We start from the raw sequence: 17,102 nt of genomic DNA on the forward strand, positions 1-17,102 counted from the left end.
GGTCCTTCCCCCTTGAGAACCGGACAGCCGCGAAGAACGTGACGTCACCCTTCGCGCAGGTGATCCCGCAACGCCCGCGCCACGCGGGCCATCAGCACTTCGGCCTCCGGCTGGATCGCGGCGGGCACCCGGGATCCGGTCAGCGCGGCGATCGCGTACAGCCCGCCGTCGGCGTGTTCGACCACTCCGACCTCGTGCCGCAGGTTCAGCACCGTGCCGGTCTTCGACGACCATTTCGTGGCGTCGGAGACGAAATCGGGGCTGAGCCGCTGACGCAGCAGGTTCAGTCCCATGAGCTCACGCACCCGCGCTGCGACCTCTTCGTCCACTTTGGACGGTTTCCACAGCGCTTCGAGGAGGTTCACGAACGCCCGGGCCGAACCGGAACTCGCCCGGGTGATGTCGAGCTGCGGAACGGGATGACCCCGCCCGGCGGTACCCGCGTTGATCGCGAGCGCGTGCGCGAGGTGGACATCGGCCGGGGCGAACCGCTCGGCGGGCGTGTCACTGAGGTCCGCGGCCGGATGCCGCGCGGTGATCCCGGAAATGCCCCATTCGCGCGTCATCCTGGTGACCTCGGCGGGTGGGGTCAGCGCGAAGAGCGCGTCCGCGGCGGTCTCGTCGCTGATGGCCATCGTCAGGTAGAGCAGGTCGTCGATCGCCACCCTGGCCGGATGCCGGAACCGCGTCAGCCCGGTCGGTCCCGGCGCGGTGGCCCGTCCCGGCTCGACGTCGATCGGTGCGGAGCCGTCCAGTTCACCCCGACGGATCCGTTCCAGGGTCGCCGCAGCGAGCGGGATCTTCACCAGCGAGGCGCTCGGGAACTCCAGGTCCGAGTCGATGCCGATCTCGTAACCGGTCCGCAGATCACGCACGAGGAACGAACCGCGCAGGCCGCCGTCGTCGAGTTCGGCGCGCAACCCGAGGAGCAGGGTCTCCGTGTTCATGTCGTCTCCTCCGCGCCGAGACACCGGGCGATGTCCGGCCACAATCGTGCCCGGAGCCGCTGCGCGTCCTCGCCGGGCCCCGCCGTGATCTCGAAGCCACGCGCGAGCCGGAGCTCGCCGATCGGCCGCCAGTTCAGGCCGAGGCCGGTGGCCTGGGCCGCCGAGCAGAGCAGCAGATCGTCCGAACCGAACACCGCCGCGGCGGCCGCGGTGAGCGCGTCGGCGACGGACACCTGCGCGGGCCGCAGGCCCACCGAATCACGGACGCGGAAGAGGCGATCCCGGATATGCGGCACGTCGTCCTCGGGCTGGATCCAGACCCGGCGGGGCGACCGGCCGGACCGGCCGACGCGCAGCGTTTCCAGGTGGAGGGCGCCCGCCCGCGGCCTGCCCCCGCCCGCCAGCCCGAGCGGCACCGTCCAGGTGCCCTCTTCGGCGGGAACGGCGGTGAGCGCCGCGCGGACCTCCTGGGTGCGCACGAGTTCCGCGCGCTCTCCCGGTGGCGCCTGCCGGAACTCCAGGAAGACGTCCAGCGCTCGCGCCGCGGCGTCGAGTTCGGCGAGCTCCCGGACGGTGCAGGTGTCCGGCATCGCCAGCCGCATCGGCCGCAGTTTGGCGCGCTGCGCGTCGTGCTCCATGGCGTCGGCCAGCGCCACCAGCCGTTTCGCCGACGGCAGCATGTCGCGGCCGAACGGGGTGAGCACGGCGCGGCGGGTGGAGCGGTCGAACAGCCGCTCGCCGAAATGCCGTTCCAGCGCGGCGATCCGGCGGCTCGCCACCGGCTGCGGGATGCGCGCGATCGCGGCTCCCGCGGTGAAGGTCCCGGCTTCGCTCACACTCACGAACGCCCGGCAGCTCCCGATCAGGTCCACGACCACATACTATGCCGATAACGCATGAAAGAGGTCATTCGTGTCTTGGACAGCATGATCGGTGCCGGACAGACTGCGTGCATGTCCGTCACTTCTCGCCGCTGGGCCGCCCTGCTGGCGCTCTCGGTCGCTTCACTCGCCGCCTGTTCCACACCTGCTCCAGCGCCGCCGCCGGCCGCTACTCCGGTCGCGGCGACCGGGCGCGCCGACTTCGAACAGCTCGAACGCAGCTATCGCGCCCGGCTCGGGGTGTACGCGGTGGACACCGCGACCGGCCGCGAGGTCGCCTTCCGCGCCGACGAGCGGTTCGCCTATGCCTCGACGCACAAGGTGTTCAGCGCCGGAGGTCTCCTGCAGCGGACACCGGTCGCCGAACTGGACCGCACGGTGACCTACGAGCGCAAAGACCTGGTCGTGAACTCACCGGTCACGGAGAAACACGTGGCGACGGGGATGCCGCTGCGCGCCGTCATGGACGCGACCCTCCGGTACAGCGACAACACCGGTGGGAACCTGCTCTTCCGCGAACTCGGCGGCCCCGAAGGGCTCAACACGGTATTCCGTGGGATCGGCGACACCACGAGCCACGCCGACCGGATCGAACCCGAACTCAACGACACCTTCCCCGGCGACACCCGGGACACGAGCACCCCGCGTGCCCTCGCCGTGAGCCTGCGCGCCTTCGCCCTCGGAAACGCCCTCCCCGAGGACAAACGCAAGATCCTCGTCGACATGATGCGGAGCAGCACCACCGGCGACCAGAACATCCGCGCCGGGGTGCCCGGCTGGCCCGTCGCCGACAAGACCGGGACGGCGTCCTACGGGACACGCAACGACATCGGGGTCGTATGGCCGCCGAACCGGGCGCCGATCGTCATCTCGGTGCTGACCGACCGGTCCGAGAAGGACGCCGAGATCGACAACAAGCTCCTGGCGGACGCCACCGCGGCCGCCGTGAAAGCCCTTCCCTGAACGAACCCGCCGGGACGGACGAGGTTCCGTCCGTCCCGGCGGGATTCAGCGGCTCAGCGGCGGCAGGGGTTGCCCGCCGGATGCGCCGCGGTTCCGTGCACGTCGGCCTGGGACTCCGCGAGCACGATCTTCGCGAGCGCGGTGTCCAGCGCGACGGCCTGCTGCTTCACCACGCCGTTCGCCACGGTCTGGCCGTTGAGCTTCAGCGAACCGATGACCAGCGGGATGGTCAGCGGCGCCGAGCCCACGGTGATCGACTCACCGTTGATCTTCAGCGAGGCGACGTTCGAACTGCCCGCCAGCACCGGGGCGAGCCCGCCCGGCGACGGCTGACAGGTCGCGGTCGCCTGCGACTGGATCACGCCGAGTTCGACCGTCAGCCCGAGCGTGCTGATCACCGTCTTGTCGATCTTGGCCGACGCCAGCGCGCGATCGCCCGCGGCCGGGGCCGCCGACTGGTCGTCCGGCGTGAGATCGGTCGACGCGGTCAGCACCTTGGTGTCGACCTTGATCAGGCCGGCGTTGAGCGTCGCGGCGGCGACAGTGCTGCTGTCGTCGGCACAGGGCAGGTTCGCCGGATTCGCCCGCGCCGCGGTCACCCCGAGGACGTTCGCCGCGGTGCCGGTGCAGGAGAAGACACCGTCACGGTCGTCGTCGACGATCGTGCCGACCCCGGTCGGGTCGATGAGACCGGCGCCCGACGGGGCCGACAGGTTCACCGTGAACGTCTCGTTCGGCTCGTCGACGGTGTCCGGGTTGACCAGGACGGTCACCGGCCTGGTCGTCTGCCCCGGGGCGAACGTGACCGTCCCGCTCGCCGCCGCGTAGTCGGCGGGCGCGGACGCGGTGCCGTTGGCGGTCGCGTACTGGACCGTCACCGGATTCGGGCTGGGGCCGCCGAGCAGCGACACCGTGAACGTGGCGGGCACCTGCGCACCGCCGGACCCTTCGCCGACGCTCACGTCGTTGATGCTCAGGCCGAGCACGCGCACGGTCGTGGTCTCGAGGTATCCCCGCGAAGCCCCGTCGACCTGGTAGTCGACGACGCACTGGTAGGTGCCGGGAGCGGCACCGGCGGCGGCCGAGATCGTCTCGGTGAACGTGGCGACGCCGCCGCTGGCCACCGTGACGCTGCCCGGGGAGTTGGTGACGGTGAGCTGCGGATCGCAGCTGGTCACCTTCGGGGTCACCGTGACCTCGATGGACTTGATGCCGTCCAGGATGGCCTGGGAGACCTGACCGGCCGGGACGTTGTTCAGCAGCACCCCGCCCGTGGCCGAGGTGATGGCGGAGGCCTGGCCCGTGGCGTCGAGGGCGCCGACGTTGACGGCGACCACACGGATCTTCGCCGCCTGCAGCGCCGCGATGGTCTGGGCCAGGGTGTGCCCGCCGCTCGGGTCGTGCGACGGCGCGTCGCCGAACCAGGCGACGATGCGGGTACCGTCCGGCCGGAAGGCGACCGCGCCGGTGGCCAGCTGGTAGAGCGCGTTCAGGTTCGCCTCCGGCGTGTCCCCGCCGCCCGTGGCCACCCACTGGTCGATCCCCGCCTGGACGGCGGTCGTGTCCCCGGTGATGCCCTGATTGACCTTGAACGGCACCGAGTCGGTGAAGTCCTTGTACTCGGCGACACCGAACCGCGCGGTCGGCTGCGCGGCGAGGACGTCACCGGTGATGGTGCCGGCGTTCGACCGCACGTTGCCGATCGGCCCGCCCATACTGCCCGTGGTGTCGGCGAGCAGGACGAGATCGGGATTCGGCGGCACTGCCGAGGTCGTCACGTTCTTGGTCACGGTCGTGCTCTGCCCCGCGTTCAAGGTGAGGTCGAGCGTGGCCGGGTCCACTCCCGGCGGAGCCGCGGCGGCGACCGCGGTGGACGCGAGCATCGCCGAAACGGCGGCCAGTACGACGAGCAATGGTCTTCGTGACATGGACTTCCCTTTCGAGATCCGGCCGGGGCCGGAATACCTGTGGGCTCGGTGGAGAAGACGGAATATCTCGTTTTTCGTTAGCGCGGACGCCGGATTCACCCGGGCGCCCTGAGTCAAGGCGCCCAACGGGCTGTTACCGCGAATCCGGGCTACGCGGACCAGGTCCGCATTGGGCCGTCCGGCCGACGGGGCTTCGTCACTTTTCACTCTTCAGCGTGAAAGGGGCCGAAGATTTCGGCGTTTCCGTGAACACCTCGCCGGACGGAAACCCGAATTCAACGGCGAATAAGCACCGAATGTCGCAACGGTCGATACCTCGGCGAGACCTCGGTCAGTAGACGCATTGGATGATCGCGTCGTCCAAGCGGATGTACTTCGCCGGTCCGCCGTTGTTGCCGTAGATCGGCTGGAGATAGACCGTACCCACGCCGTTCAGATTGAGATTGGGCAGTGTGATGAGCTGATAGCCCGCCCGGTCGTCGATCCACTTCACCGTGTGGGAGATTTTCCGCCAGCCGTTGGGATCCCAGATCTCGAGGCCGATGTTCGCCCCGCCGCCTACCGGGTCGGCGTGGATCGCGGCGGCGCAATTCGATCGATTCGACGGGAAACTTCCGAGCGACTTCGGGGTCCTCATCGCCGACCATCCGTTGTCGGCGAAGAGCCAGCCGTTGTTGTTGCCGGTCCGGGCCACTCCCATGCCGATGTCGAACCAGGAATGACCGTCACCGCCTTGGATTCCCCGCTCCCATACGCCATGGGGGTTCGATTCGTAACCGTCGGACCATTGCACGATCCCGGCCTGCGCGGTTCCCGCGAAACCCAGGAGCGCGATCGAAAACACCGACAGGACGGCGAATAATTTCTTGAACACGAGAGTTCCCCCTCTTCGTGTGAACTGAACCCTGTCAGAGGACCAGAGTCCGGAGCGCGGGCACAAGGTACCTTCGCGCGCACGATCGCCCGCCTCGAAGTACCTAAGCGAGGTCGGCGGGCCGTGTCCGCAGTTTGGCGGCGATCCGGGCCAGCGCCTGCTGGTCCTCCACGGTCAGTGGGTCGAGGACGAGCTCCCGTACCGAACGGACGTGCGTGGGCGCGGCCGCCACGACCACGTGGTAGCCGTCGTCGGTGAGCATGGCGAGCGTGTACCGGCCGTCGGCGGGATCCGGCATCCGCTCCACCCAGCCTCGCTGCTCGAAGCGTTTGACCACATTGGACAGACGCGAGAGCGAGCCGTTGGCGAGGTAGGCCAGCTCGCTCATCCGCAGCCGCCGGTCCGGGGCCTCCGAAATATGACTGAGGGTCAGGTACTCGAACAGCGTCAGCCCGGCGTCGTGCTGCAGCGGCGACTCGAGCCGCCCCGGCAGCAAAAGGACGAGGGAGACCAGCCCGGTCCAGGCCTCCTTTTCGGCAGGGTTCAGCCAGAGCGCTTCGTCGGGGTCCGGGGCGGCCATGGCGGAACCTTACCCAGAAGCCGGTTACTTCACACGTGAAGTCAAATCGTGCTACCTTGACTTCAAGCATGAAGTCAACGAGAGGATCCACCATGACCCAGCCGGAGTTCTTCGCCACGCCCGGATACGGCGACCGGCAACTGAAGGTGATGCGCTACAGCCAGGCGGTGCGCGTCGGTGATCGTGTCGAAATCTCGGGACAGGGCGGCTGGGACGACGACTTGAACTTCCCCGAATCGCTGGAGGAGGAGATCGTCAAGGCCTTCGAGAACGTCGAGCGGACCCTCGCCACGGCGGGCGCCACCTGGCGCGACGTCATCTCCGTGAACTCCTACCACGTCCCGGAGACCCCCGGTTTCCTCGGCGAGACCCACAACCGCGTGATGGTCGAGCAGTTCCGCGAGCACATGGGCGACCGCGCGCCGATCTGGACGGAGATCGGCGTCCCGGCCCTCGGCGCGCCGGGGATGCGGGTCGAGATCAGGGTCACCGCGATCGCCGGGAGTTCCCGCGTGTGAACCCCGCGCTCCCTGGGTACTCCCTTACCGCGCCCATGCTCTTGGCCAAGCTGGGAAACCCGCTAAGGAGAACGCGTGGGTATCACGAGAACACGACAGGCTTACGAATTCCCCGCCGGCATCGCCCCGCCTTTGGGGGAGATCCGTGCCTGGCTGCGAGAGCGGCTGACCGAGGTCGGTCGCACCACCATCGCGGACACCGAGCTGCTGACCACGGAACTGGTCACCAACGCGCACGAACACGCGGACGGCGTCGCCGAGCTCAGGGTCTCCGTACCCTCGGGCCGGGACGTCGTCCGCGTCGAAGTCGACGACCATCGGCCGCGCCTGCGGCCGTACCGCGTGACCAAAGCGGATCCGACGAGCCCCCGCGGGCGAGGGATGGCACTGGTCGAGGCGATCAGCGCCCGGTGGGGCGTGATCGCCCGCGCGGGACGCAAAACGGTGTGGGCGGAGATCCCGGTGCTCTGACACGATCATCCGGTGACAGCCTCACGCGGCACCGTGGTCGCGCCGGCCCCACGGCCGGGTGATCACGTCCGCCTCGTCTCCCCCGCCAGCTTCCCCAGTCGCGAGCTGGTCGCCGAGGCCGCGGCGGTCCTCGAAAGCTGGGGACTGGTCGTCGAAATCGGCACACACGCGCTCGATCGCTGGGGCTACATGGCGGGCCGGGACGAAGACCGGCTGGCCGATCTCGACGACGCGTTCCGCGACCCGGCCGTCCGCGCCGTGATCGCCACCCGCGGCGGCGCGGGCGCGTACCGCATCGCCGACGACCTCGATTTCGCCGCGGTCCGGGCCGATCCCAAACCGCTGGTCGGCTTCAGCGACATCACCGCCCTCCATCTCGCGCTCTGGCGGCACTGCGGGCTGGCGGGGATCCACGGTTTCCTGGCAGGTCCCCGTTCCGCGGCCGCCACCCGTCGGCTGCTGATGGACGGCGAGCCCGCCGTCCTCCACCGCGACCCGCGGGCCATGACCGTCGAGGCCGAAGTGCCCGGCGCCGCCACCGGCGACCTCGTCGGCGGCAACCTCGGCACCGTCGCCCACGCGGTCGGCGCCGGCCTGCCGTCGCTGGCGGGCACCATCCTTTTCCTCGAAGCCGAACGGACGATCGGCCTGGGGCAGATCGACCGCCAGCTGACCCAGCTGATCCGATCCGGCGCGCTCGACGGCGTACGAGGGATCGCGCTCGGCCGGTTCCCCGGTTTCGAGGACTACACCGATCGCGGCTGGACCCTCGTCGACGTCTTCAAGGACCGTCTGGGCTCACTGGGCGTTCCGGTACTCGGCGGCATCGACGTCGGGCACGGCGCGGACCCGCTTTCCCTTCCGCTCGGACCGCTCGCCGTACTGGACACGGCCGCGGGCACGCTCAGCGTCGAACCGGCGGTCAGCTCAGAAGACGCGGATCCACGGTTCCCCCGAGCCAAGTGCGAAGGACTTCGTTGAACAGCTCCGGATCCTCCACGTTCCAGATGTGGTGCATCCCCGGCGCGAGCCGCGACCGCGTCTGGGGCGCGGCCCGCGCGATTTCCGAGAGCGAGCGTCGCACCGCCGAGGAATCCTTCTCCCCCGCTATCGCGAGAAGCGGCCCGGTATAACGACGCAGGTCGGCGGGCACCCCGCCCGCACACACGTCGGCCGCCATCGCGGACGCGGTTTCGCGGCGCACCGAGAGACCGTGCTCGACATACCGGGCACGGCTGTCCTCTGGGAGCCCGAAGACAGCCGCCTGTGCGCGCCAGTACCAGCGGGCTCGCGAGAGCGCCGCTTGCAGCGCGCAGTACAAGCGCATCCCGGCACCGGCGGGCGTGAGCGGCGCGCTGGTCAGGAACGCCGAGTTCACCCGGTCCGGGTGCCGCGCCAGCACGCGCAGCGCCGTGAGCGCTCCGAGGGAAAGCCCGACGAGGTCGAACGGGCCGTCGACGCCGTGCCCGGTCACTCTCGCGACGACGTCGTCCGCCACCGCGTCCAGCCCCGGCCAGTCCTCGCCGACCCGTTCGCCGAAACCCGGCAGATCCGGCGTGAGCACCGTCCGGTCCTCGAACGCGGACAGTTGCGGCTCCCACATCCAGTTCGCGACGTTGCCGCCGTGCAACAGCACCACCGGCCGCTCCGTCGTGGCCGTCCCGGCGGAATGCACTTCGGGGAACGTGTTCACGCGAGCTCCTTCTCGAGCGCGTCGAGCCAGTCCAGTTCGACGCGCAGGTTCGCGATTCCATAGTCCAGTGTGGACAGTCGCAGCCTGGCCGCCCGGTCGGGCGCGTCGGCCTCGGCCCGCGTCCGTTCGAATCGCTCCAGCCGCGCCCGGGTCGCCTCGCGGCGGGCCGCCAGGAGGGAGCGGAAGGCGTCGTCGTCGAGATCCGCACCGAAGAACACCCGCGCGAGAAACGGATCGCGTTCGACGTGCCGCTCGGGCTCGCTCGCCAGCCACTCGGCGAGCGCCGCCCGCCCCGCGGCGGTGATGCGGTGTTCCTGCCGGTCCGGCGCCCCTGAGCCGGCCACCTTCTCGACCTCGGCGAACCCGTCCGCGACGAGCCGGGCGAGGGTGCGATAGATCTGCGCCTTGTCGGCCGCCCAGAAGTGCCCGACGGTCGACTCGAAATGGCGTTTGAGGTCGTAGCCGGTCATGGGCGTGAGGGCGAGCAACCCCAGGATGAGGCGGGAGAGAACCATGCCACTAGTAGACTAGTCCCCTATGAGACTTGTCAACTAGTTGCACTACTTCGATTCGACCCGCCCGACCGGATCGGCCCCGGCGGTCAGCGCGTCGACCGCCTCCTGCCAGGCCGAATCGCCCGGATACAGCTCGCTGCGGAGATAAGCCGCCGTGAGCCGCTGGACCGCGGCCACTCGCTCCGGGTTCTCGTCCGTGGTCTCGGCGACGTCGTAGCCGGAAATCCCGCCGAGACCGTGCTCCGCGCCGAACAGGGTGAGCAGGGTCTTGCGCCCCGGCGAGAGGAAGTACGGATCGGTATGCCATTCCGGACCGCGGACCGTCAGATGCGCCGAGGAGTCCTTGTCGCCGGCGACCACGAGAGCGGGCGTCGCCATCGTGGAGAAATCGGTGCTGACGAAGAAGGAGTAGTTCTCCGCCACGAACTCGGTGACCGCGTCACCGCCGCGACCGGGCGCGGCGAGCAGCACTCCCGCGGAGACGCGGGGCTCGGCCAGGTTCACCACCGTGCCGTCCCCGGGCTCGGTGTACCGCGCGCCGAGCAGCAGGCTCGCGGTATGCCCGCCCATCGAATGCCCGGCCACGGCGACCCTGCCCCGGTCGACCCGGCCGCGCAGACCCGGTACCGCGGCTTCGATCTCGTCGAGCCGGTCGAGGATCGCGATCATGTCCTCGGCCCGCGACCGCTGGTACAGCGGCGCTTCAGGGTGAGCGGAACCCAGATCCAGAGTCCTGGAACTCAGATGGGTGGGCTGAAGAACGACGAATCCGTGCGCCGCCCAGTAGTTCACGAGCGGGGCATAGCCGTTCAGCGACGAGAGGTGGTTCGAAGGGCCCTGTCCGTGCGACAGCAGGATGATCGGCAACCCGCCACCGGACATCGGAGCGGAGACCCGGACCTGCAGATCCACCGCACGATCCGGGGTCGGCAGCGTCACCGGGGCGATCGAGATCACTGGGGTGCTCATGGTGATTCTTCCCTTGTGAGACGGCTCCACGCTAAGCGGAGCACTGTTCCACAAACATACGGAGCACTGTTCCGCTTTGTCAAACACCCCTCGCCCGGTCCGCGAGAGTGCGCGCGAGCGAGCCCACCTCGGCCGAAAGCCCGGTCCAGTCGTCGGCAGCCGTACCGAGGTAGCCCGCTCGCGCACGTTCGAGCAGCGCACGTCCGTCACCGTCGAGCGTCGGCGCCACGGCCGCCGCCGCGACGTCCTTCGAGACGATCGCGCCCGTCTCGACCGTCACGACGATGCGCGCGAGGGTGAGCAGGACATTGCGTTCGTCGCCTTCGATCTCGGAAAGCAGACCGGGGACGACGCCGAGCGCCGCGTCGCGGAGCAAGCCCCGCGGCACCGGATCGAGGAGATCGGTGAGCGCGGGGCCGCGCAGGACGCGATGCGCCGCGTGGGCGGTGGCCACGAGGATCACGACGTCGAGATCCTCCGCGGGCCGGGGAAGCCCACCTTGGACGAAGTCTTCCCGCAGCCATTCCCCGTACTGGAAATCCCGGCGCGACGGCCTGTCCCCGGCCACGATCCCGGTCAACTCGATCGGGCGGCGGCCCGCCGCGCCGGGGAATCGGGTGGCGTGGCCACGCCATCCCGAAACCCGCGACAGCAAGGACACCAGCGCGGCGCGCTCCGATTCGCCGAGCGAGCGGCGGGTGATCAGCAGCAGATCGACGTCGCTGTCCGGCCTGAGCCCGCCCGCCACGGCGGAGCCGTAGAGATACAGCCCGAGGACACCGCCCGGATCCTCGCGGTCGAGATGGTCCAGCAGAGGCTCGATGCGCATGCCTCGACGATCACGTACTACGCAAGGGATTTTCGCGCCCACTCCGCGAATCCGGTGAGCGGAAGGCCCAGCTCACGGGCGAATTCCGGACGCCCCGGCTGGCCGACCACGTTCAGCCACTCGTGCGAGGCACCCATCGGCGGCATCCCGGCGGCGACCGCCTGCTCGACGGTCATCTCCGGCGCCGTCAGCGGGGTGCCCAGCACACCGGACAGGACTTCGGCGATCTCCGCCATGGTCAGGAAGTCGCTCGCCAGCTCCAGTTCGACCCCGGTGAACCGCTCCGGTTCGGCGATGGCCGCGGCGGCCGCGGTGCCGATGTCGTCGACGGCCGCCAGTGACAGCGACGTCGACGGCTTGATGACGCTCACCAGTCCGCCGTCCACCCCGCGCGGGAACAGGAACTTCATGTCGGGCAGGAAGTTCTCCATGAAGAAGCCCGGCTTGAGCAGTGTCCACTGGGGAAAGCCGGCTTCACGGAGCCGGTCCTGGATCGCGGCCTTGGCGCCCAGCGTGGGCTCCATCGACGTCCAGCGGCCTTCGGCCCATCCGTCCGCCTCGACGTGCTGGCCGGCGCCGGAAACGGAGGTGTGCACGAACTGCGGCACCCCGGCCGCCCGCGCGCCCTCGATGAGGTTGACGCCCTGGGTCACCTCGCCGTCGAAGTCGAAACCTTCGGCACTGATGCCCGGCATCTGTACCGAGAAGACGGCGCGTGCTCCCTTGGCCGCCCGGATCACGGAATCGACGTCGTGGAGGTCGCCGACGACGAGTTCGGCACCGAGCGCTTCGACGGCTTTCGCCCTGGCCGGGTCGCGCACCAGCGCACGGACGGGAACACCGGCCGCGAGCAGGGCCCTGGCGGTCGCACCACCCTGCCTGCCGGTGGCGCCGGTGACCAAAACGGGTGCTGGGGACATGGGGACTCCTTCGGTCGACTAAATGGCGGGGCCCGCCACTTATCGTCCGCTACAATATGGCGGGGCCCGCCACTTACGCAAACTCCGAGGTGAAGACATGTCCGACGGCCTGCGTGCCGACGCACGGCGCAACTACGCGCGCATCCTCGCGGTCGCCGAGGAGGAGGTCGCGGCCCACGGCTCCGGCGCCTCCCTGGAGCAGATCGCGCGGACCGCCAACGTCGGCTCGGCGACCGTCCGGCGCCACTTCCCCACCCGCCGTGCCCTGCTGGAAGCGGTCTCCGCGAGCCGGATCGCGGCGCTGTGTACCCGCGCCGCCGAACTGACCGGCGAGGACGACAGCCGGAAGGCGCTCCTGACGTGGCTCGACGAGGTGGTCGCCTACTGCGTCTCCGCCCGCGGCCTGGCCGCCGCGCTCTCCTACGACGGCCCCACGCACGAGAACTCGTGCTCCGCCGCCATCGAGGAAGCCGGGGATCCGCTCCTGCGGCGAGCCGCGCGGGACGGTGTGGTGGCGCCGGAGGTCACCGTCGCCGATCTCATCACGCTGATCGTCGGCATCGTCCTGGCCACCGAGCAGCACCCGGATCCCGCCGCACAGGCCGGCCGCCTGTTCCGGCTGGCCGTGGCGGGAGTGACCGGCCGGACGTGAAAGGGGCCGGAACGGTCACCCGCTCCGGCCCCCGCAACACCTTCCGGACTACCGCGTACCGCGACGGCCCGACGAGACCACCGCCGGCACGGGACCGCCGTTGATCACGAACTGCGACCCCGGCTCACGGACGACGTCACCGTTCGCGGAGTTCGTGATCGTCACGTTCGTCAAGGTCGCGCTGCCGCGGGCGCCGCTCATCGCGAGGATGCCCGCGCCGTTGTTCGACTTGTCGATCTTGACGCCGCTGAGGGCCGCGGTCACGACGCCGCCGCCCGTCTTGAACTGGACACCGTCGTAGGTCGAATCGTGGATCTCCGTGTCCCGCAGCACGACCCCGGGAATGTCCTTGCCCTGCGCGAAGAACGTGATCGCGCCGAACTCCTGCTGTTCGCCCCAGAACACGCCGCCGCAGCGGTACAGGGCGTTGTTCGCGATCAGCGTCTCCCCGGAGAACGGCAACGGGTCGTGATCCGTCGCCAGCATGATGCCCGGGTAGTTCATCGTGTCGTGGACGATGTTGTTCTCGATCTTGTTGCCGTAGCCGCCGTAGATCGCGATCCCGTTGGCCCGCCACGGGAGCTGGATCGTGTTGTTGGCGAACACGTTGTCGTGCGCGATGTCCTGCGACGGATCCTTCACGTACTGGTTCGCCCACACCGCGAGCGAATCGTCACCGGTGGTACGGAACGACGAGTTGAACACCTTCGAGTTCCGGGTGCCGTTGGTGAAGTTGATGCCGTCGGCGTAGGTGTTCCGGATCCGCATCCCGCTGAACTCCAAGCCGTCACCCGGGCCCCAGAGCGCCGGGACGTTGCTGTAGTCCCGGCCGACCCACGCGCCGACGTTGGCGTGCTCGATCCACACGTTCGTGATCTTCGTGCCGGTGCCGAACCGGCCGTTGAGACCGACGCCGCCTTCCGCGCCGCCGTCCCCGCCGCGGATCCGGCCGGAACCGAAGATGGCGATGTCGGAGATCTGCGTGTTCTTGTCGATGTCGAACCCGAAGTTGCCCTCGTGCGGATGGTTGATACCGCCCGCGTTCTGCGGCTCGATCAGTGAGTAGAGCTGCGAGTGCCACATACCGGCGCCGCGGATCGTCACGTTGGAGATGCCGACCTGGTTGTACTGGCCGCCGCCGTTGGGCACGTTCGGGTCGTCGGTCAGGATCTTCTTCTCCTGCCGCCACTGCCCGGCCGGGATCCAGACACAGGCGATCACGCCGTTCTGGTCGTCGGTGACCGCACGCTGGATCGCCGCCGAGTCGTCGTTCCCGTCGTTCGGCACGGCGCCGTACTCCGTGATCGACACGCAGTTCGCGGGCTTCGCCGACGCCGGGGCGACCTCCTCCAGATCGATGAGGTCCACGATGTAGAAGGCCGCGTTGTCACCGCTGTCCCGCTGCAGCTTGAACTTCGTGCCCGGCGGATACGAACGGGACAGCAGCGCGTGCGACTCGTCGAACAGCCGTCGCGCGTTGGCCTGCGGGGTGTTGGTCAGGCCTTCGGGATCGTCGGTGCTGCCGTAGAGCCAGCTGTGCTTGGACGACAACGTGAGCTTCTGCGCGAAGGTCCCGTTGACGTACAGGCTGAGCGTCGCGTCCTGACCGCCGCCGCCGGGGGCGTCGGGAATGGAGTTGCGCACGACGATCGAGTTCGCCTGGTTCGCCGATGTGAACTCCACGTACTGCCCCTGATTCGCCAACCGCACGGATTTGCGGCCAGAGGATTCGGTCGCGAAGTTAGTGTGGCCGAAGGTGCGAAGCGGGTCGGCTTCCAGCAGTTGTCCTTGGTACTGCGCGGCTTCCGCCTCGTATTCGACGTACGGGACCGCCGCGCCGCGGCCCACGACGATCGCCCGCGAGAGACTGTTGTTGGACTCGTTGGTCTCCGTGACCGTGCCGTCCGCGTCGGCCGTCGCGGTCAGGGTCGCGCCACCGTCGGCGGCGGTCCACGTCCCCGAGATCGCGACGTTCGCCGTCGCGCCCGCTTCGATCGCACCGGTGGCGCCGGTCAGCGTGGTGCCACCGACGGCCAGCCGCGTCACCGAAGTGCCCGCGGCGCTCGTGCCCCGGTTGCGCACCGCGACGGTGAAGGACACCGCCGAACCGGCCGCCGGATTGGGCGGGTTCGAGGTGATGCCGATGACCTCGAGGTCGGGCCCCGGTGCCTGCGCGACGACCAGTGACGTCGGCGAGGTGTAGGTGTTGTTGGTTTCGTCCTGTTCGGCCACCGTGCCCGCGGGGTCGGCGGTGGCGGCCACGGTGTAGGTCCCCTGTGGACGCGTTCCCGCGTCGACGGTCACCGTGGCGGACTCGCCGGCGGCGAGCGCCCGGACCGCCGCGTCACCGACGACGGTGCCGCCGAGACTGACGTTCACGGTGGTGGCGGCCGCGTTCGCGGTGCCGGTGTTCTTCACCGTCGCCGACACGGCGAGCCTGCTGGTCTCCGTCGGGTTCGACGGCGTCCAGGTGGTGCCGGTGACGACGAGGTCCGGGTTCGGCGCGGGCGTGCCGATCACCTGGAATTCCGCGACCTGACCACCGGGGGCACCGGAGTTGGCGAAGAACTGGAGGCGCACCTCCGAAGCGCGTCCGCTGACCGGGATGACGACCGAGTTCTGGTTGGTGGCCAGGTCGAAGCGGTGGTCGGCTCGCGCCGACAGCGCGGTGAACGCGGTGGACCCCTGCGGACGACCGAGGACCTCGAAGTTCTGTGTCCGCGCGCCCCAGATCGCGTCCGGGTTGAGCTTCACCACGACCGAGTCGACGTCCGCGTCGACCCCGAGCTTCACCGTCAGCGCGTTCGGGTAGCCCGCGGCGGATTCCCAGTACGTGGCGGTGTTGTTGTCGTTGGCGTTCGCCGCGACGAACGAATGGACGGTCAACGTCGCCTCGATCGGCTTGCCCGCCGCCAGGTTCGCGCCCGCGCTCGTGCCGGAGCGCACGACGTGGTTGCTGTCGCCGGATTCGTTGCCCGCCGCGTCCTTGGCACGCACGAAGTATTCGACCCGTGTCCCCGTGGGCCTGGCTTCGGTGAACGTGGTGCCGGTGATCGTGGTGACCGGCGTCCCGTCGCGATAGACGGTGTAGCCGGAGACGCTGACGTTGTCCGCCGAGGGCGACCAGGTCAGCCGGATCTGACCGGCGGCGGGCTCGGTCAGCGCGAGATTCGACGGCGCGCTCGGCGCCTGCGTGTCGCCGGTGTCCGGCCCGTACAGCTCGAATTCCGAGAGCTGCGCGGCGGGCCACCGCGAGTTCGCGGTGACCTGCAGCCGCACGTAGCGGGCCGACGACGTCATCGGGATGGTGACGGTGTTGGTGCCGGGAGCGAACGCGTAGCCGGCCGGCGCGGCGAGGTCGGTGAACGCCGCGCCGTCGGTGCTTCCGCGCACCGCCAGCGTCTGGGTGCGGGATTCCCAGCCCGCGGGCAGTTTCAGCACGATCCGCGAGAGGGTTTTCGCCACGCCGAGGTCGGCCTGGATCCACTGCGGGAACGCGTTGTTGGCGGATTCCCAGTAGCTCTCCTGGTTTCCGTCGACGGCGTTCGCGACGGGATAACCGGGCAGCGCGCTGCTCGCCGACACCGTGCGCGTCAACGGCACTTCGGCGAGCGCGGCCGGAACGGGGCCGGCGACGGGATCGGGTGGTGGGCCGCTCGCGGCGGAAGCGAGGGAGAGCCCGGCGACGGAAAGCCCCGTGACCAGGAGACCGGCGATGAGCCGGGACAGGCGCATACGTGTCATGGCGTCTTCTCTTCTTTGAGACGGCGGGGAGGAGCCAGAGCCGTACGAGCATGCAACAACTCGGAGACAAAATGCAAGAAGTAGACATGTTTCAGAAATTTTGCGACTGCTCCCGTGGTCTCACCTCGAGCGACCACTGATCGAGCGCACCGCTTACGTGCGTTCTCCAAGATTCGGCATCTTTTGTTCCCGGCGAGATCGCGTATTCCGAACGTCCGGTGTACAGCTGTACACTGAGCGCAGGCTAGCCGCGTGGAGGTCGATCCCTGATGGACGTGACGAAAACCCTGAGGTCCGCGCTCACCGGGACGGCGAACGAGTCCAGGTGCGCGGTCCGGGAGCTGCGACGCGAGACCGAAGACCTCGTGGCGCGCCGGGCGGGCCGGACGGCGAACCGGCTGACCGAACTGGGCGAGCGGCTCGCCGATCTGGTCCTGGTCTCCGGCAGCAGGCTCGCGGGCCTCGCCGAGCGGCACAGCGTGCCCGCGGGCGAAGGAGTGCGCCGGGAGGCGGGCCGGATCGGCGAATCGGTCGAGCGCTTGTCCGTCACGCTGTCGGAGCGGACGATCCTGCTCGCCGAGGAACTGCTACGTCACCGATGACTGCGAAGTAGCTCGT

Annotated in this window: 17 protein-coding genes; 6 read left to right on the forward strand and 11 right to left on the reverse strand. The window is 69.4% G+C overall.

What is annotated here, in order from left to right:
• Positions 1–44: 44 nt before the first annotated feature.
• Together H4W30_RS22905 and H4W30_RS22910 are read right to left on the reverse strand one after the other, a co-directional pair.
• A complete protein-coding gene (locus H4W30_RS22905; protein WP_192744735.1) occupies positions 45–947 on the reverse strand; it encodes a serine hydrolase in 903 nt (300 codons plus the stop codon).
• Entirely contained in the window at positions 944–1,825 is an 882-nt protein-coding gene (locus tag H4W30_RS22910; protein ID WP_192744736.1) for a LysR family transcriptional regulator, read from the reverse strand. The genes H4W30_RS22905 and H4W30_RS22910 overlap by 4 nt, the downstream gene beginning before the upstream one ends.
• A 75-nt stretch (positions 1,826–1,900) precedes the next feature.
• Between H4W30_RS22910 and bla the strand changes: the two genes are divergently transcribed.
• Positions 1,901–2,791 (forward strand): class A beta-lactamase, encoded by an 891-nt coding sequence (bla, locus tag H4W30_RS22915; protein ID WP_192744737.1) that lies wholly within the window; start codon positions 1,901–1,903, stop codon positions 2,789–2,791.
• Between the two features lie 53 nt (positions 2,792–2,844).
• On the opposite strand, the gene H4W30_RS22920 is transcribed toward bla, so the two are convergent.
• The 3 genes from H4W30_RS22920 to H4W30_RS22930 form a co-directional block, all read right to left on the reverse strand.
• Positions 2,845–4,719 carry a Calx-beta domain-containing protein gene (locus tag H4W30_RS22920; RefSeq protein WP_192744738.1) on the reverse strand — a complete coding sequence of 625 codons (1,875 nt, stop codon included), beginning with the start codon at positions 4,717–4,719 and terminating at the stop codon, positions 2,845–2,847.
• A gap of 331 nt (positions 4,720–5,050) precedes the next feature.
• On the reverse strand, positions 5,051–5,593 hold the full coding sequence (locus H4W30_RS22925; RefSeq protein WP_192744739.1) for a hypothetical protein: 543 nt from the start codon (positions 5,591–5,593) through the stop codon (positions 5,051–5,053).
• A gap of 103 nt (positions 5,594–5,696) precedes the next feature.
• On the reverse strand, positions 5,697–6,173 hold the full coding sequence (locus H4W30_RS22930) for a MarR family winged helix-turn-helix transcriptional regulator (RefSeq protein WP_192744740.1): 477 nt from the start codon (positions 6,171–6,173) through the stop codon (positions 5,697–5,699).
• A 92-nt stretch (positions 6,174–6,265) separates the two neighbouring features.
• Here H4W30_RS22930 and H4W30_RS22935 point away from each other — a divergent pair, with 92 nt between their 5' ends.
• The 3 genes from H4W30_RS22935 (at position 6,266) to H4W30_RS44545 (ending at position 8,143) form a co-directional block, all read left to right on the forward strand.
• On the forward strand, positions 6,266–6,691 hold the full coding sequence (locus tag H4W30_RS22935) for a RidA family protein (RefSeq protein ID WP_192744741.1): 426 nt from the start codon (positions 6,266–6,268) through the stop codon (positions 6,689–6,691).
• Between the two features lie 75 nt (positions 6,692–6,766).
• Positions 6,767–7,162: an ATP-binding protein gene (locus H4W30_RS22940; protein WP_192744742.1), complete on the forward strand. Its 396-nt coding sequence runs from the start codon at positions 6,767–6,769 to the stop codon at positions 7,160–7,162.
• Positions 7,163–7,174: 12 nt separating this feature from the next.
• Positions 7,175–8,143, forward strand: a complete 969-nt coding sequence (locus tag H4W30_RS44545; RefSeq protein WP_318780648.1) for a S66 peptidase family protein — start codon at positions 7,175–7,177, stop codon at positions 8,141–8,143.
• Here H4W30_RS44545 and H4W30_RS22950 read toward each other — a convergent pair.
• The 5 genes from H4W30_RS22950 to H4W30_RS22970 form a co-directional block, all read right to left on the reverse strand.
• Entirely contained in the window at positions 8,085–8,855 is a 771-nt protein-coding gene (locus H4W30_RS22950) for an alpha/beta fold hydrolase (protein WP_192744743.1), read from the reverse strand. The genes H4W30_RS44545 and H4W30_RS22950 overlap by 59 nt on opposite strands.
• Entirely contained in the window at positions 8,852–9,370 is a 519-nt protein-coding gene (locus tag H4W30_RS22955; RefSeq protein ID WP_192744744.1) for a PadR family transcriptional regulator, read from the reverse strand. Before H4W30_RS22955 ends, H4W30_RS22950 begins: the two co-directional genes overlap by 4 nt.
• A 45-nt stretch (positions 9,371–9,415) precedes the next feature.
• Entirely contained in the window at positions 9,416–10,339 is a 924-nt protein-coding gene (locus tag H4W30_RS22960; RefSeq protein WP_192744745.1) for an alpha/beta hydrolase family protein, read from the reverse strand.
• A gap of 79 nt (positions 10,340–10,418) precedes the next feature.
• On the reverse strand, positions 10,419–11,168 hold the full coding sequence (locus H4W30_RS22965; RefSeq protein ID WP_192744746.1) for an aminoglycoside adenylyltransferase domain-containing protein: 750 nt from the start codon (positions 11,166–11,168) through the stop codon (positions 10,419–10,421).
• Positions 11,169–11,185: 17 nt separating this feature from the next.
• Positions 11,186–12,088, reverse strand: a complete 903-nt coding sequence (locus H4W30_RS22970; protein ID WP_192744747.1) for an NmrA family NAD(P)-binding protein — start codon at positions 12,086–12,088, stop codon at positions 11,186–11,188.
• A gap of 97 nt (positions 12,089–12,185) precedes the next feature.
• Here H4W30_RS22970 and H4W30_RS22975 point away from each other — a divergent pair, with 97 nt between their 5' ends.
• A complete protein-coding gene (locus H4W30_RS22975) occupies positions 12,186–12,740 on the forward strand; it encodes a TetR/AcrR family transcriptional regulator (RefSeq protein WP_192744748.1) in 555 nt (184 codons plus the stop codon).
• Positions 12,741–12,788: 48 nt separating this feature from the next.
• Here H4W30_RS22975 and H4W30_RS22980 read toward each other — a convergent pair whose 3' ends face one another.
• Positions 12,789–16,484, reverse strand: coding sequence for a CARDB domain-containing protein (locus tag H4W30_RS22980; RefSeq protein ID WP_225949833.1), 3,696 nt, complete (start codon positions 16,482–16,484; stop codon positions 12,789–12,791).
• A gap of 269 nt (positions 16,485–16,753) precedes the next feature.
• Between H4W30_RS22980 and H4W30_RS22985 the strand changes: the two genes are divergently transcribed.
• On the forward strand, positions 16,754–17,086 hold the full coding sequence (locus H4W30_RS22985) for a hypothetical protein (RefSeq protein WP_126731301.1): 333 nt from the start codon (positions 16,754–16,756) through the stop codon (positions 17,084–17,086).
• The last annotated feature ends 16 nt before the right edge of the window (positions 17,087–17,102 follow it).

It is taken from the genome of Amycolatopsis roodepoortensis (genome assembly GCF_014873915.1).
In the GTDB taxonomy this organism is placed as follows: domain Bacteria; phylum Actinomycetota; class Actinomycetes; order Mycobacteriales; family Pseudonocardiaceae; genus Amycolatopsis; species Amycolatopsis roodepoortensis.

Bases quoted from the DNA above. Each gene is read 5' to 3' on its own strand.
- H4W30_RS22970 (WP_192744747.1), bottom strand. From the start codon at position 12,088: ATGTCCCCAGCACCCGTTTTGGTCACCGGCGCCACCGGCAGGCAGGGT.
- bla (WP_192744737.1), top strand. From the start codon at position 1,901: ATGTCCGTCACTTCTCGCCGCTGGGCCGCCCTGCTGGCGCTCTCGGTC.
- H4W30_RS22980 (WP_225949833.1), bottom strand. From the start codon at position 16,484: ATGACACGTATGCGCCTGTCCCGGCTCATCGCCGGTCTCCTGGTCACG.
- H4W30_RS22975 (WP_192744748.1), top strand. From the start codon at position 12,186: ATGTCCGACGGCCTGCGTGCCGACGCACGGCGCAACTACGCGCGCATC.
- H4W30_RS22955 (WP_192744744.1), bottom strand. From the start codon at position 9,370: ATGGTTCTCTCCCGCCTCATCCTGGGGTTGCTCGCCCTCACGCCCATG.
- H4W30_RS22960 (WP_192744745.1), bottom strand. From the start codon at position 10,339: ATGAGCACCCCAGTGATCTCGATCGCCCCGGTGACGCTGCCGACCCCG.
- H4W30_RS22905 (WP_192744735.1), bottom strand. From the start codon at position 947: ATGAACACGGAGACCCTGCTCCTCGGGTTGCGCGCCGAACTCGACGAC.
- H4W30_RS22965 (WP_192744746.1), bottom strand. From the start codon at position 11,168: ATGCGCATCGAGCCTCTGCTGGACCATCTCGACCGCGAGGATCCGGGC.
- H4W30_RS22985 (WP_126731301.1), top strand. From the start codon at position 16,754: ATGGACGTGACGAAAACCCTGAGGTCCGCGCTCACCGGGACGGCGAAC.
- H4W30_RS22935 (WP_192744741.1), top strand. From the start codon at position 6,266: ATGACCCAGCCGGAGTTCTTCGCCACGCCCGGATACGGCGACCGGCAA.
- H4W30_RS22930 (WP_192744740.1), bottom strand. From the start codon at position 6,173: ATGGCCGCCCCGGACCCCGACGAAGCGCTCTGGCTGAACCCTGCCGAA.
- H4W30_RS22920 (WP_192744738.1), bottom strand. From the start codon at position 4,719: ATGTCACGAAGACCATTGCTCGTCGTACTGGCCGCCGTTTCGGCGATG.